Source organism: Novosphingobium aquae (assembly GCF_037572715.1).
GTDB classification, from domain to species: Bacteria; Pseudomonadota; Alphaproteobacteria; order Sphingomonadales; family Sphingomonadaceae; genus Novosphingobium; species Novosphingobium aquae.
Genome location: NZ_JBBHJY010000002.1, coordinates 23,254 through 37,375 on the forward strand (window position 1 = coordinate 23,254; position 14,122 = coordinate 37,375).

At 62.9% G+C, this 14,122-nt stretch carries 12 protein-coding genes; 5 read left to right on the plus strand and 7 right to left on the minus strand.

What is annotated here, in order from left to right:
- Positions 1–2: 2 nt before the first annotated feature.
- The 3 genes from WG900_RS05405 to WG900_RS05415 all read right to left on the minus strand — a co-directional run bounded on the left by WG900_RS05405 (position 3) and on the right by WG900_RS05415 (position 3,086).
- Positions 3–788 (minus strand): FCD domain-containing protein, encoded by a 786-nt coding sequence (locus WG900_RS05405; protein WP_339965371.1) that lies wholly within the window; start codon positions 786–788, stop codon positions 3–5.
- A gap of 61 nt (positions 789–849) precedes the next feature.
- The gene (locus WG900_RS05410) at positions 850–1,731 is read right to left on the minus strand and encodes a 2-hydroxy-3-oxopropionate reductase (RefSeq protein WP_339965373.1); all 882 of its coding nucleotides are present in this window, start codon (positions 1,729–1,731) and stop codon (positions 850–852) included.
- A 20-nt stretch (positions 1,732–1,751) separates the two neighbouring features.
- The gene (locus WG900_RS05415; RefSeq protein ID WP_339965375.1) at positions 1,752–3,086 is read right to left on the minus strand and encodes a glycerate kinase type-2 family protein; all 1,335 of its coding nucleotides are present in this window, start codon (positions 3,084–3,086) and stop codon (positions 1,752–1,754) included.
- 123 nt (positions 3,087–3,209) lie between these two features.
- Between WG900_RS05415 and WG900_RS05420 the strand changes: the two genes are divergently transcribed.
- The 3 genes from WG900_RS05420 to WG900_RS05430 all read left to right on the plus strand — a co-directional run bounded on the left by WG900_RS05420 (position 3,210) and on the right by WG900_RS05430 (position 6,586).
- Positions 3,210–4,772, plus strand: coding sequence for a hypothetical protein (locus WG900_RS05420; protein WP_339965377.1), 1,563 nt, complete (start codon positions 3,210–3,212; stop codon positions 4,770–4,772).
- A gap of 21 nt (positions 4,773–4,793) precedes the next feature.
- Positions 4,794–5,279 (plus strand): nuclear transport factor 2 family protein, encoded by a 486-nt coding sequence (locus WG900_RS05425; protein ID WP_339965379.1) that lies wholly within the window; start codon positions 4,794–4,796, stop codon positions 5,277–5,279.
- 686 nt (positions 5,280–5,965) lie between these two features.
- Positions 5,966–6,586 carry a 2OG-Fe(II) oxygenase gene (locus WG900_RS05430; RefSeq protein ID WP_339965381.1) on the plus strand — a complete coding sequence of 207 codons (621 nt, stop codon included), beginning with the start codon at positions 5,966–5,968 and terminating at the stop codon, positions 6,584–6,586.
- A 15-nt stretch (positions 6,587–6,601) separates the two neighbouring features.
- Here WG900_RS05430 and WG900_RS05435 read toward each other — a convergent pair whose 3' ends face one another.
- Entirely contained in the window at positions 6,602–7,078 is a 477-nt protein-coding gene (locus tag WG900_RS05435) for a PqqD family peptide modification chaperone (protein WP_339965382.1), read from the minus strand.
- 93 nt (positions 7,079–7,171) lie between these two features.
- On the opposite strand from WG900_RS05435, the gene WG900_RS05440 reads away from it, so the two are divergent.
- Positions 7,172–8,026, plus strand: coding sequence for a hypothetical protein (locus WG900_RS05440; RefSeq protein WP_339965384.1), 855 nt, complete (start codon positions 7,172–7,174; stop codon positions 8,024–8,026).
- Positions 8,027–8,102: 76 nt separating this feature from the next.
- Positions 8,103–9,092 carry a nucleotidyltransferase family protein gene (locus tag WG900_RS05445; RefSeq protein ID WP_339965386.1) on the plus strand — a complete coding sequence of 330 codons (990 nt, stop codon included), beginning with the start codon at positions 8,103–8,105 and terminating at the stop codon, positions 9,090–9,092.
- Here WG900_RS05445 and WG900_RS05450 read toward each other — a convergent pair.
- The 3 genes from WG900_RS05450 to WG900_RS05460 all read right to left on the minus strand — a co-directional run bounded on the left by WG900_RS05450 (position 9,079) and on the right by WG900_RS05460 (position 13,055).
- A complete protein-coding gene (locus tag WG900_RS05450) occupies positions 9,079–10,098 on the minus strand; it encodes a MauE/DoxX family redox-associated membrane protein (RefSeq protein ID WP_339965388.1) in 1,020 nt (339 codons plus the stop codon). The two genes, WG900_RS05445 and WG900_RS05450, sit on opposite strands and share 14 nt — an antisense overlap.
- An 847-nt stretch (positions 10,099–10,945) precedes the next feature.
- On the minus strand, positions 10,946–12,136 hold the full coding sequence (locus WG900_RS05455) for an IS91 family transposase (RefSeq protein WP_417596932.1): 1,191 nt from the start codon (positions 12,134–12,136) through the stop codon (positions 10,946–10,948).
- 4 nt (positions 12,137–12,140) lie between these two features.
- Positions 12,141–13,055 carry a tyrosine-type recombinase/integrase gene (locus tag WG900_RS05460; RefSeq protein ID WP_339965390.1) on the minus strand — a complete coding sequence of 305 codons (915 nt, stop codon included), beginning with the start codon at positions 13,053–13,055 and terminating at the stop codon, positions 12,141–12,143.
- Positions 13,056–14,122: the final 1,067 nt, after the last annotated feature.

Genomic DNA, 14,122 nt, shown 5'->3' on the forward strand with positions numbered 1-14,122 from the left:
GTTCAGCGCTTGCCCTTGGGCGTGGCCAGCAATTCATGACGCGCGAGACGGCGGATGGCTGCCTCCAGCCGCTGCTCCTCTTCATGAATCTCGCGCTGGGTTTGCATGGTCGAAACCATGTGCTGGCGCGAGGCGGTCTCTGCCCTTGCGGCATCGCGTGCCATGATCGCTTCGAAGATGGCGCGATGTTCGGCCAGCTGCTCGTCCCGGTCGCGGCGGTGTTCGTAAAGGTTCCGGCGGTTGAGATAGACGTTCGAACGCAGGATCGATTCAAGGCTGCGCATGACCTGCAACAGCATGACATTGTGCGCGGCGCCGTAGACTGCGAAGTGGAAGTCACCGTCGGTCGCAGCAATCGCCTCGACATCGCCAGCATCATGGGCGGCCTGCATTTTCTCGAAACAGCGTGTAATCTCGTCACGGTCGGCTTCCGAAGCGCGTTCAGCGGCGAGCCCGGCAGCCGAGGCTTCGACCACGGCGCGGAACTCCATGCAGTCGAACCGTCCGCGGGCATCGTCAAACAGGTGCATCAACGGGTCGCGGATCGATTTGCCGATCTTGTCGCTGACATAGCAGGCACCGTTGGCATCGGTCATCAGCATGCCGCGATCGACCAATTGCTCAAGCGCATCGCGCAGCGAAGGTCGTGAGACGTCGAGCTTTAGCGCAAGTTCGCGTTCGGGCAGCAGCCGCTCACCCGGCGGCAGCGCACCTTCGAGGATAAGTTCCTGGATATGCCGTGCAACGGCGTCGGCAAGCTTTTCGGGACGGATCGAGGTCAAGGCCATGAGGGGTTGGTAGCGCGTTGGCGCTGCCGAACCAAGCGGCTTGCTGTTTCCGCCCCCAGCCTCACTCGCCAAGGTGGAAATTGGCCATGGTCTCGATCGCCTTCACAAGCCCGGAGTGGTCCCAGCCTGCCCCGCCCTGCGCCACGCAAGCACTGAACAACTGCTGCGTCGATGCCGTGTTGGGCAGCGACAGGCCAAGCGCTCGGGCGCTACCGAGCGCGAGATTCAGGTCCTTCTGGTGCAGTTCGATGCGGAAGCCGGGATCGAATGTGCGCTTGATCATGCGTTCGGCGTGAACCTCAAGCACGCGCGACGAGGCAAAGCCGCCGAGCAGAGCCTCGCGCACCCTGGCCGGGTCCGCGCCCGCCTTGGCGGCGAAGACCAGCGCCTCGCTCACTGCCTCGATATTGAGCGCGACGATGATCTGGTTGGCCACCTTGGCAACTTGGCCATCACCGACCCCGCCAACGTGCGTGATGTTCTTGCCCATTGCCTCAAGCAGCGGCAGCGCGCGGGCAAAGGCATCCTCGGTGCCGCCGCACATGATCGTGAGGGCGGCGTTTTTCGCCCCCACTTCCCCCCCCGAAACCGGCGCGTCGACATAGTCTGCGCCGAGCTCGGCAAGACGCGCGGCAAACACGCGAGTGGTGATCGGGTCGATCGAGCTCATGTCGATCAACAGCTTCCCCGCCGAAAGCCCCTCGGCAACGCCGTCCGCGCCGAACAGCACGCGTTCAACGTCGGGGGTATCGGGGACCATGGTGATGATCACCTCCGAAGCCTCGGCCACTTCGCGTGCCGTGGCGCAGACCGCGGCACCATCGACCAGCTCGGCCGGCAGGTCCGAACGGTGCTTGACCAGCGCAAGGTGGTGTCCGGCGGCCTTGAGGTGGCCCGCCATCGGGCGGCCCATGATGCCAAGGCCGATAAAGCCGATATTCATGCGTTCAACTCCTGGATGGTTCAGCCGCGAGCTCGCGGCAGGACGAGGATCGCCCGGAAATCGTTGACGTTGGTCAGGGTCGGCCCAGTTCGGACAAGGTCCCCCAGCGCGTCGAAGAAGCCGCCGCTGTCATGCCCTTTGAGCGACGCCCGCGCATCGAGCCCCTTCGCCGCCGCGCGAACAAGTGTATCGGGCGTGCAGATCGCACCCGCCGCGCCGAGGTTGTCACCGTCCTCGCCGTCGGTATCACCAGCGAGACCCCAGACCTGCGCTGCGCCGTTCAATTCGCAGGCGAGCGCCAGCAGGAATTCGGTGTTGCGCCCGCCCTGCCCCGCCGGACCTTCACCTACCGTTACCGTGGTTTCGCCTCCCGAGATCAGGACCACTGGCCCCTCTGCCGCAAAAGCGCGGCGCGCCATCTCGCGGCCAAGGTCAGCCGCTTCGCCTTCAAGGTCATCGCCCAGCAGGATCGGTTCAATACCCTGCGCACGGGCAAGCCGGGCCGCCGCATCGAGCGAGCCGGCTGCCGTAGCGATCAGCTCGATCGGCGCCGCATTGGTCAGGGTTACGGGCGGCTCAGGGTTCAGCAGCAGATGCGCGACTGCTTCGGGCAGTTTGGTGCCCAGTCGCTTCACAGTCGCACTGAGGTCAAACGCCGCGCCTGCGTCAGCCGCGGTTGGACCTGAGGCAATGGCCGAAGGCGTATCGCCGGGAATGTCGCTGATAGCGAGCGTCACGACCCGCGCCGGCGCAGCCGCCGCTGCCAGCCTGCCGCCCTTGATCGCCGACAGGCGCCGGCGTGCCGCGTTCATCGCGCGAATATCGAGCCCCGAGGCGAGCAGAAGCCGGTTGGCAGCCTGCTTGTCGGCTAGGGTCAGGCCCCGCGCAGGCAGGCTCATGGCTGCCGAACCGCCGCCTGAAATGAGCGCGAGGACAAGGTCCACCTCGCTCAGCCCCGCGACTGCCTCCATAATCTGGCGCGCGGCCTCGACAGAGTTTTCGTCCGGAACCGGATGCCCGCCTTCTAGCACACGCACGCGCTCACATAGCTTGCTGTAGCCGTAAGGCGCGACGACGCAGCCCGACAGGTTCACGTCGGGCCATGCCGCTTCGACCGCGGCGGCCATGGAGGCGGCAGCCTTGCCCGCGCCCACCACGACGCAGCGTCCGGATGGCTTTGCCGGCAAGCAGGCAGGCAACACCTTCGCCGGGTCAGCCTCTGCAACGGCGGCATCGTACAAGCCGCGCAGAAAGGCGCGCGCCCAGACGTCAAGCTCCACCCGATCAATTGGCAACTCTTGCAAAACTTGGCTTTCGACTATGCCCACGCGGTCCCAATCAAGTTCATCTGCCATCGCCCCCGCGGGGATTGGCAGCAGCGCCTCCGTCCCGTCGCAGATTCTGGATAAAAGTTTTTACCAAAATGCGCAACAGTGATAGCCAGCCCGAGGTAAAGAATCACGTTCGGGAGAATTTCAATGCGCACGAAGACCCTTGTCGCGGCCCTGTCCACGGCCGGTGTACTGGCCAGCGCGGCAGCAGTTGCGACCGCCCCGGCTAGCGCCCATGGCGGCGGCGCAGTGCGCTCGGTCGATGCGGCGCGCCTGCCCTACGCGCGGCAAACCGACGAACGCTTCCAGTCCTACCAGATCGGCTTCTCGCACTTGACCGGCGGCGAGACGTGGAAGTCATTCGACAAGCTTGGCGGCCAGCCAGCTAAAAATGTTGCCGACGCACGCGAAGCACGAGCCGCGACGGATTTGCGAAATCGCCGCTTGCGGAATCTGACATCTGCACTGGCACCGCTGTATATTCGCTATGGCGGCACGACGGCAAATAACGTCTATTTCCAGAACGATGAAAAGCCCCAGCTCGATCAGGCCCCCAAGGGGTTCAAGGTCGTTCTGACCCGCGCGAGATGGAAAGAGGCGCTGGATTTCGCTGCGGCAGTAAACGCGAAGGTCGTGACGTCCTTCACGATCTCGACCGGCGTACGCGATAGCAACCACGGCTGGACACCGGCAATGGCGCAGCCGTGGCTCGCCTATACGCGGTCGCTTGGCCGGTCGATCTACGCAGCCGAGCTGTACAATGAGCCGAATGCCCCTGAATACCCCGAGCTGCCCAAGGGCTATAGCGTTGACCAATTCGGCCGCGATTATGGCACTTTCAGCAGCTTTATGGCGAAGGCTGCGCCTTCGGTGAAACTTGCCGGGCCCGGAAACGCAATTCTGGGTATTCCCGGGGTTGAATCCATCATGAAACCCACGCCCGAAGACTATGCCAGTGCGCAACCCCGCCCGCATTTCGGAATTTTCTCGTATCATTTCTATCCGGTGCTTTCGCAGCGCTGCGCTCCTGCCAATTCGCCTCAAAGCATTATGCCCGACAAGGCATTCGATCCTGAGTTTCTGGCACGTCCCGAAGTACAGCTCCTGAAGATAAGGACCCTGCGCGACAAGTTTGCGCCTTACGCGCCGATCTGGCTGACCGAAACTGGCGGAGCAGCGTGCGGCGGGCTGCAATGGCAACCGACCTTCCTCGACATGTTCCGCTACCTCGACACGCAGGCGAGGCTGGCCAAGAATGGACTCGATGCCATTTTCACTCATGCGCTGATCAGCGGCAATAACGGCGTGATCGATGAAAAAACCTTCGATCCCAACGCCAGCTACTGGTCGGCCGTCCTGTGGCGCAAGCTGATGAGCCGCCGCGTGCTTGACGCCGGCACCAACGACGCGGGCTTGCACCTCTATGCCCACTGTCTCCAGGGCAAGCGCGGCGGCGTTGCCCTGCTGGCGCTCAACATGAAGGACCGCACCGATGCGGTCGCGGTCAAGGGCAAGGCGGGCCTCTATGCGCTCACCGGAACCGAACTGCAGGGCAAGACCGTGCTGCTTAACGGCAAGGCGCTGTCCATCGGCAAGAACGACCGCCTCCCCGCAATGAAGCCGCGCGCGGCTTCGGGCCAGGTCGAACTGGCGCCCTACAGCGTCAATTTCATCGCACTGCCGCAGGCCAACAACCCGGCTTGCCGCTGACCCCCAGAAAAGGATGCGCACATGACGATCAGCCGGCGTGGGGCTCTGACCTATGCAGCAGGTGCAGGTGTGGCGCTCGCCGCCGTTCCGGCCCATGCGGCGCGCGGCAATGCCGCTCTCGAAGCCGCGCTCACCACTCTGCACACCGCAATGTTTGCGGGTGATGGTGCAGTGCTCGACGGAGTGCTGCACCCCGACCTGATCTACATGCATTCGAGCGGTTTCTACCAGACCAAAGCGGACGTGATGCGGGACCTGTCCGGCAAGCAATTTTTCGCCGCCTTCAATCCGTCGGGCATCCGCGTGCAGCGAACCGGCGATACAGCCCTCGCGACCATGACGGTCGATCAGGTGAAGAACATTGCCGGTGGCAAGTCGCGGGCAAGCCAGATCAAAGTGATCTACACGTTGATCCTGCGACCCGGCAAATGGCAGTTATTGGGGCGCTGCAGTGCCCTCATGCCCAGCCGGGCCAATGCTGCTGATGCGCCCGTCGCCAAGCCCTGAAAAGACAGCGCGAAGGGCTAAATGCTCTAGGACTATTCGAAACGGACCGCGGAAAGACGCTCGCTGCTCAAGGCGGACGGAGGGTTCGCGGCTGCGGAGGGACTGAGGCCGCTCGGTTTGCCGCAAGCTCTTGCCGCAAGCGCACCGCACGCGGAATTCGGCCGCGCTGATTGATCTCTCTTTTACGAAATTCGCCGCAGGAAGCGCACAAACGCCTGGCCTTCCCGGCCTTGGGGGAAATTGCTTTTCTAAATGAGGACTTTATGGCGGAGAGGGGTCCGTCTAATAAATCTCTTAACATGTTTGATTTATTTGATAGTTTTTCAACTTATGGCCACCGTTCCCACTTTTTTTACCACGTCAGCATGTTGTCACCGCCTCCAGCCGCGCCGCGCCGTGCGTCTAAATCGCCTCTATTTTAGAAATCGGCGCACCCACTTAGACTGCCCGCTAGGTCCAGCGTCGAACGTCTGCTTATTCGGATTGCTCGCCAAAAGCCGACTTTCCAGATACGACCCCATTGCGGACCCGCATCCTGTCTAGCTTTAGCTGACGCTGCGGAGGTTGCGGACACATCTAACGGATGAATGTTACACCGCGTATTCAGGAATTGTGTTTCTTATCACGGGAGTCCGTGTTTGGAGAGCCACCTTGTGACCGGAACTCTCGTCATCTAGCTTCCCCCGATGTCGAAAACCAAGGCACCGCCCTCAAGCCGATTCTTCGCGCACACCGTAATCGACGACTTCCTTGACAATACTCTGGTCAAAGCGCTGCTCGACCATTGCGCAGCCAACCAGGAGCGTTTCGCTCCCACAACGGTGCGGCTGGAGGATGGCACACGGGTCGAACCTGGCTCGCGCAAATCATTAGGGCTCGACGACTTCGGTTCGTGCCTAGAGCCGCTGGAAGCCAAGTTGCGCGGTGCTCAACCGATGCTGCGGGAAAGTCTCGGCATGGGCGCCTACGAGTTCCAGGATATCGAGTTACAGATTGCGGCGCACAACGACGGCGCCTTCTTTCGCCGCCATAATGACAGCTACAAGGGCTGGAACATGAATCGTGTGATCAGCGCGGTGTATTACTTTCACCGCCTGCCCTGCGCTTTCAGCGGCGGCGCCTTGCGGATCTATCCTCTGACTGGCGAGGGCCACGTCGACGTTGCCCCGGGGCACAACAGGCTGGTGGTGTTCCCGTCGTTCGTGCAGCACGAAGTGATGCCGGTGGCGTGCGCATCGGGTGAGTTCATGGACTCGCGGTTCGCGGTCAATTGCTGGTTCCGTAGGGCGCCTAAACCGGTTTCGTAAGCGCCGTGCCTACGTTTACGGGGCACATACGCCTGACGGATTGCAGTTGACTGTACTTGGGCAGGCCGTCTGTGTGATGCAACCGCCTGGATTGACGCAAGCGCAACTGGCAGCCTGCGCCGCGGTCGGCACCGAGATCATTGCCACGATCGGCACCGCGACCGCACCTATCCCCAGCGCCTTCACCAGCGTCCGGCGGTCACGATTGGCGGGGGCCATGACCCGCTGTTGCAACAGATCGCAGCGCGACAGCATGTCCAGTGCCTGCCACACAGCAGCTTCGGTCACCAGATCGCCAGGCATGTCCTGATGCAGCTTGTCCATCAGCCCTGCCACGTCTCGGGTGCCATCGCACGCCCGCCAAACGGTGCCTGCAAACAAGTTCAGCGTGATCGCCTCGTCGCTGGCCAGATCATAGACGAGCACTTCATCATCCATGTCGCGCACCACCAGTTCCTCGGCACGCGCCAACGGTTTTATGTCAAAGGCCATCATATGAACTCCCCAAGTTTCGGCGAAGGTGCCGTGAAGCTCTAGCAATGGCAAGTGGCTGGGCGCAGTCCCGGTGTTGAAATTCGCTGCAAGATGTCACAAGCCGTGCTCGTGTCGGCTAAAGTCTGCCAGTTCGTTGATCTTGCCAGCTTGAACTGGGCGGGAGATATCTATTTCACCGGCTACGGTGCGCGTATTCTTGTGCGATTTACCGACCCCGAGCTGGGCGCAGAGTTGGCGCTGCGTCCGGCGATCGGAACCCGGCTGGCTGCGCGGGGCCTAGCGGACCGGGTGCTGTCGGTCTTTCACAGCGGTGACCGATACTGGATCTTCGGCGATGACGAGATGAAATGTCAGCCGATCCTGCGCAGCGACCTGCTCAATGCCTTCGACACGCACCTGCGCGCCGCGTTTGCCGAATTTTCTCGCCGCAAGCTGTTCGTGCATGGCGGCGTGGTTGGCTGGCAAGGCCGCGCCATCGTGTTTCCGGGCCGCTCGCGAGCAGGAAAGAGCACTTTGGTCGCCGAGCTGGTCAAGGCCGGTGCCAGCTACCTGTCAGACGAATATGCCGTGCTCGACGCCCGGTGCCGGGTGCATCCGTTCGCCCAACCACTGGCGCTGCGAGACCCGGCAAGCGCATGCCAGCGGCGCGTGCAGTTGGAAGACCTTCGCGGCGTTGCGGCTCGCGAACCTCTGCCGATTGGTCTGGTGGTGATGACCGAATATCGCACGGACGCGGTGTGGCAACCGGTCATCTTGACCTCGGGCGAGGCCGCGCTGGCGATCCTGGCCAATACTATCGCCGCCCGGCGCTGGCCTCAACTGGCATTGTCGGTGATCGGGACCTTGGTCGAGCGGGCGCCGGTGCTGCGCTCCCCCCGCGGCGAAGCGCGCGCGCTGGCGAGCACCATTCTCGACCTTACCTGGATCGCGCCGCGCCGTGGATGATACGCCGGGCTGCAACCCTTTACTGGTGGCGCGCATCCTAACCGGCGCTTGGCGCGCCACGCCACCACCCTGCGACTTGACGCCAGAAGATATCACGCGGGTTACGCCTGCCCTTTCCAGTTCCGGCGGGACGGCGCTTGGCTGGTGGCGGGTTAAGGACACACCGCTGGCCGCGCATGCCCAGATTCTGCGCGGCTCGGCGCAGTTGCTGGCGCTGGACGAAGTCGCCCGCGACGCTGCGCTGTCCGACCTGTGCGCGCTGCTCAATTCCGCGGGTGTCACTCCGCTGCTCTTCAAGGGTTGGGCTGCCGCCCGCAGCTATCCGCAAGGCTGGTTGCGCCCCTACGGCGATTTCGACCTATTAGTGGGCGAAGGGGAGTTCGCCGCCGCGCGTGCCGCACTGGTCGCCGCTGCGACGCGCTATCGCGGCAACGATTTTGGTCTACCAATGGGTCCGCACGGGCATTGCGGGGTGGACCTACACGCACGGCTGGAGCGGTGCTATGCCACGAAAAACGCGGCGCTGTTTGCGCGCGCTCGCGCAATGGCCGTGTGCGGCGGGCACCTGATGATACCATCGCCCGAAGACCATCTGCGGCTTTGCGCGATTCACCTGTTCCGCCACGGCGGGTGGCGACCGCTGTGGTTGTGCGATATCGCAGCCATGACCGAGAACGCTGGCGCAGACTTCGATTGGGAGCTTTGCCTTGGCAGGCAACGCGCCACCGCACAGTGGACCGCGGCCGCCGTCATGCTGGCGCACCGGCTGCTAGGCGCGCGGATCGATCATCTTCCGGCGGTTGTGCGCGGTCAGCAGGTGCCTGGATGGATTGAGGCAACGGTCTTGCGATACTGGCGCAATCCCCATGGCGAATATGTTCTGCCGCCGCGTTCGGGCAGCGTCCTTGCACCAGTCGCCACGATCAGGCGGCATTGGCCTGATCCGGTGGCGGCTACCATTCGCAGCGGTGGCGCGCCCTCACACGGCCCACGCCTGCTCTGGCAGGTAGCGCGCTGCGCCTTCACGCTCGCCAGTGGCGTGCGGCAGCGGTTCAGGCCGATTTGACGCTGTCCAGGTCCGCAACAGCGGCGGTCCTTTTGACAAGGGCGCGAATGGCGGCGGTCCCTTGCGCTGCGCGGCTGCCGATCGTGCCATCGGGCAAGACCAGCACGGCGCACGGTGTGCCCCAGCAATCGTAGGCGGAAGCCACCGCGCCGTTTGTTTGCAACAGCGCGTATTTCTTCACATCTGCCACACCCTCGCCAATGCGCACGATGGCGACCTGGTCGGCATAAAGGCGCTGCCAGCGTTCCACTTCGCTGCTCATCGCGGCGCATGGCGGACAGTCGGCCTTCGTAAACAGCAGGATCACTGGACGACGCGGGGCCAGAAGTTGGTCCAGCGTAACGAAGTCGCCCTGCGTATCGCCGAGGCCGAAACGTGGGGCGACTGTGCCTTCGGCCAAGCCGTGGATGGCCTTTGGCAGCGCTGACAAGCTAGTGACGGAAGGACTATCGAAATGCAACCGCGCCAGGCGGTTCAGGATCGCAAGCTGTGCGGCGACGATCAGCACCAACAGCACCAAGGCGATGACGGCTGCCGCGCCCGCAAGCGCAACCCCCGGCGTTACGCCGAACACCAGATCGAGCCGCCACGTGGCAGCGGCTTCGGCCCCGGCGGCCACCATCAGCAGCGACAGACCCATCAGCAACAGATTGCGAAACAGTGTCGCAGGCCCGATTGGCGACGCGCCAAGCTGACCGAAACAGTTACACGAGGGGCGGCGGCCTTGCGCCAGGCTTACTATGATGACCACGGCGAACCCGGCCAACATCAGGGCCGCTGCCAACGCCCCGGCAAAGGCGGTCGGCGAAATAATGAGTGCGGCGGCGATCGCCAACTCGACAAGCGGTAGCGTTACCGCCCCGATGGTCAGCGCGTGGTCCCTGATCCCGAACGCCGCGAGCATTTCTCGAGTCTGGTCGCGATTGGCCAGCTTGGCCAGGCCGGCCACGGCAAAAAGCACAAAAAGCGTCAGCCGGGCTACGAATGCTGCGATCAAAAGGGTCATGTTTCGCGCCCATTTCTGCCTCAACAGGGCGTGTGGTGGCCTATCACGACGAAGATGTCGATCAAACAACTGCGCGGGCGTAAACGGGCACTGCTCGACTAGACGCAATTGGCTCCACATGACCAAGTTTGCTCCACGCTAATGTGGGATCAGGTCATGACAGTTTGGCACTCGACGAGGGCGGCCGAAACGCGCGATTTGCCCTGTTCTTCCTGGTAGACGATGCTGCCTCGTGCCGCTGCAAATGCCTGTATAAGATTGAGTGCGGATCGAAGAACAGAAGTAGCCTCTCCTTTCGGGCATACTTGCACAATGTCCGCTTCCCACTCCCAAATCGGTCGCTCGGCTAGCTGTGTCTGGAGCCTGGAAGCAGACTGTCAGCAAACGGCCACCGCCAGCCGATCCATTCACAGACCAGCCGATGTCCGCCTTCATGACCGTCACGCCTGAAAGCTACCCGTCCACAACCGGCCAGTTGCCGTCGCTGGCGAGTGTCTGAACGTAGGTGAGCTTTTGGCGGGCTAATCCGAAGCAAGGAATGACGGCTATGTCGAAGGATTTCGGGCGCTTGAGCGTACGAAATCCTAACATGCAGGAACCCGCGGGTCGCACGCGATGTGCTATGGTGATTTGTGCTTCGGGCTGGTCCTGCTGGCGGCGTGCAGTGCCGGTTGAGCGGTGCGGAACCGGCGCGGCGAGCGCCCTTCGAACAGAGATTTGGGACCAGGTGCGGTGACTTCGTCGATGCCAGGATGTCTGGGCGAGCCTTCATAGATGCGGCGCACATGCGGCTTCGTTGGCCGGATCGGGCGTGATGCGGCTAGCGGGGAAGATGGGCCATGCCGGGTCATGGCGCGAGTTCCCGGATCGGCGTTGCGGGCGTTGGCGGTGCCCGTGGCTGGCACCAGCGAGCAAAAGTCTCGATCACGATCATGGGACCGCCGCAGCACGGGCATAGCGGAAGGACTTCAGCAGCCTGGTCCGGCCCAGCATCGTCCGCAACAGGAACGGCGAGCAGGCGACGAGCCTGTGCCAGGTTGTCCTTGCGGTTGGTGCCGGCGAGCAGGCCGTAATGCCGGATGCGGTGGAACCCGTGGGGGAGGACGTGGAGCAGGAAGCGGCGAATGAACTCGTCGGTAACGAGCGTCATGACTTGCTGCCGCTCGGGATCGTCACGGCGGTAGTCCTTGTAGCGGAACGTGACGCCGGTCTCGTTGAAGGCGATGAGGCGCCGGTTCGAGATGGCGACGCGGTGGGTATAGCGCGACAGGTAGGCGAGAACGGCCTGCGGCCCGGCAAATGGCGGCTTGGCATAGACTACCCAGCGGTCCTTCCGGGCCGGGGCGAGGTGCTGGAGGAAGGCGGGGCGGTCGGCAAGCGGTGCGAGCGATCCGAAGAAGGCGAGCCGCCCTGCGTCGTGCATCTGGAGCAGCCGGGTCAGAAACAGGCGGCGGAACAGCTTGCCCAGCACCCGCACTGGTAGGAGGAAAGCAGGACGCGAGGAGATCCAGCGCGTCCCGCCCGGAGCGATGCCGCCGCCCGGAACGATCATATGGACGTGCGGATGATGGGTCAGCGCCGAGCCCCAGGTATGGAGCACGGCGGTAATGCCGATGCGAGCGCCGAGGTGCTTCGGGTCGGCGGCAATGGTCAGCATGGTCTCCGCGGCCACCCGGAACAGCAGGTCGTAGAGCATGGCCTTGTTGTGGAAAGCGATGGCGGCGACCTCGGCCGGCAGGGTGAACACGACATGGAAGTAGCCGACCGGCAGCAGGTCGGCCTCGCGTTCAGCCAGCCAGGTGCGCGCCGCCGCGCCTTGGCACTTCGGGCAGTGGCGGTTGCGGCAGGAGTTGTATGCCACCCGCCAGTGTCCGCAGTCGGCGCAAGCCTCGACGTGGCCGCCGAGCGCCGGGGTGCGGCAATGCTCGATCGCCGTCATGACCTTGAGCTGGGCTAGGCTCAGATGCCCGGCATGGGCAGCGCGGTAGGTCGGGCCGGCACTGCGGAAGATATCGGCGACCTCGAGGTCGGGACGCACTGGCTCAGCCGGGCGGCGATGCCGTTCGGTCCTGGCCTTCCATCAGCGCGATGATCCGGTCGAGCGGGCTCGCCACCGCCTGGATCGTCTTGGTCGAGACCTTGGTGTAGATCGCGGTCGTATCGATCTTGGCGTGGCCCAGCAGGACCTGGATCACGCGGATATCGACATCCTGCTCGAGCAAGTGCGTGGCGAAACTGTGGCGCAGCGTATGCGGGCTGATGCGCCGCCTTATCCCGGCAACTTCGGCGGCTTCCTGGACCGCACGGTGCAGTTGCCGGGCCGAGATCGGATCGGTGTAGCTTCGCCCCGGGAACAGCCAGCCATGCGGAAACATCACGCCGCGCCGCTTGCCCTCGCGCCACCAGATCCGCAGCAGATCGAGGAGCTGCGGCGATAGCATCGCGTTACGATCCCGCCCGCCCTTGCCCTGTTCGACCCGGATCAGCATGCGCTGGCTGTCGATGTCGTCGACCTTGAGGTGCGCGACCTCCGAGACGCGCAGGCCCGCGCCATAAGCGACGCCCAGCGCGGCCTTGTACTTGATCCCCGGTGCCGCTTCGAGCAGCCGGGCGGCCTCCTCGACGCTCAACACCTCGCGCACCGTATGGGGGCGGCGCGTGGCAACGAGACCTCGGGCAAGATCCCGCCGCCGCAACGTCACCGTGTAAAAGAAGCGCAGTGCCGAGACCGTGCTGTTGATGGTCCCCGCGTTGGCGCCGCACTCGTGCTGGTGGATCTGGAAGGCGCGCAGGTCCTCGGACGTGGCGGTATCGGGCGGACGCTTGAGGAAGGCGGCAAAGCGCTGAACGTTCCGCACATACTGGTGCTGGGTTCGGGGCGAAAGACCACGCATCATCATGTCGTGCTGCATCCGCTGGCGCAGCGGACTGATCGGGGTCGATGGAGTAGTAGCCATGGCAAGTTCCTCTCGTTGAAGGGAACTCCATGGTCAGAAGGCGACTCCGCCCTGCTCAAAACCTTTGATTACCGCGCTACATCACGCCACGCGACCCTCCCGCGGAGCGGGTTCGTGCATGTCAGCGTGAGCTGTCGCAAGAATGCACTTCGAAAGTCCTGGACGGGCTATCTTTAAATGAAGGTCTTCGATAGGACGCTGACATGCTCGTTATCGGTATGAACAGGGTCAAGGCGCTGATCGAGCGCCTTTCACCAGATGCGATTTGCAGTCCTTGTATAACGGATTGCCTCGGCCTCGAGCAGAGCGAGAATTCGGAGCACTTTGCAAACGAACTAGTCGGCCTCCATGGCTTCGAGCGCCGAGTAGGCCCATGCGCGATTTGTGGCGTGAGCAAAAAGGCGATCCGTTTCCGTAGCCATTGAGCGCAATTGATCGGCGGAAACTCAGACCAAATTTCGATTCCGTAATGCGCAAATGGCCTCCAGAGAACAGCGCAAAATCGGGCCGATTTGCGGCTCCGCAAAGCGCTTTCTCATTACGGAATTATGCGCCGAACGCGCGGAATCGCGCCGCTTTCGCGGCGTGTTCACAAATTTTCTCTGTTATCATAGACTTCGTGGCGGAGGATGAAGTCAGCTGCGAACTGCTCTCTCGTTCGAATTCCCTGCCAGCAGGGAAATCTGCAGGGAATTTTCAAAAAACCGTCTCGAGGATTGAGTGGATCTTCGTTGTGCGCGTCTGATTTCCACCACTCACGGTCCAATTACCCTCAGACCAGCAGGGAATTTGCTCGCCAAGATGCAGGGATTTGGAAACTGCGCACGCGCGTCGCCAAGCACCACATGAACGACCGATTCCTGATGCCATCGACATTCCAAACCACCTAATCAAAAAAGGCTTGCAAAGCATTTCGAGTGCAGGCTTGTTGGAGATGTCCTGAGGACACCTTGTAGCTAGAGCTCAGCAGAGCATTGGGACACAGCGGCCCCGCACGGATGATGCGTAGGCGCAAACGTCAGCAAGCACGGCGCCCGATAGGGACTACGTCGCCCATTCCCTTTTTG

Bases quoted from the DNA above. Each gene is read 5' to 3' on its own strand.
- WG900_RS05415 (WP_339965375.1), bottom strand. From the start codon at position 3,086: ATGGCAGATGAACTTGATTGGGACCGCGTGGGCATAGTCGAAAGCCAA.
- WG900_RS05450 (WP_339965388.1), bottom strand. From the start codon at position 10,098: ATGACCCTTTTGATCGCAGCATTCGTAGCCCGGCTGACGCTTTTTGTG.
- WG900_RS05430 (WP_339965381.1), top strand. From the start codon at position 5,966: ATGTCGAAAACCAAGGCACCGCCCTCAAGCCGATTCTTCGCGCACACC.
- WG900_RS05425 (WP_339965379.1), top strand. From the start codon at position 4,794: ATGACGATCAGCCGGCGTGGGGCTCTGACCTATGCAGCAGGTGCAGGT.
- WG900_RS05420 (WP_339965377.1), top strand. From the start codon at position 3,210: ATGCGCACGAAGACCCTTGTCGCGGCCCTGTCCACGGCCGGTGTACTG.
- WG900_RS05435 (WP_339965382.1), bottom strand. From the start codon at position 7,078: ATGGCCTTTGACATAAAACCGTTGGCGCGTGCCGAGGAACTGGTGGTG.
- WG900_RS05440 (WP_339965384.1), top strand. From the start codon at position 7,172: ATGTCACAAGCCGTGCTCGTGTCGGCTAAAGTCTGCCAGTTCGTTGAT.
- WG900_RS05410 (WP_339965373.1), bottom strand. From the start codon at position 1,731: ATGAATATCGGCTTTATCGGCCTTGGCATCATGGGCCGCCCGATGGCG.
- WG900_RS05405 (WP_339965371.1), bottom strand. From the start codon at position 788: ATGGCCTTGACCTCGATCCGTCCCGAAAAGCTTGCCGACGCCGTTGCA.
- WG900_RS05460 (WP_339965390.1), bottom strand. From the start codon at position 13,055: ATGGCTACTACTCCATCGACCCCGATCAGTCCGCTGCGCCAGCGGATG.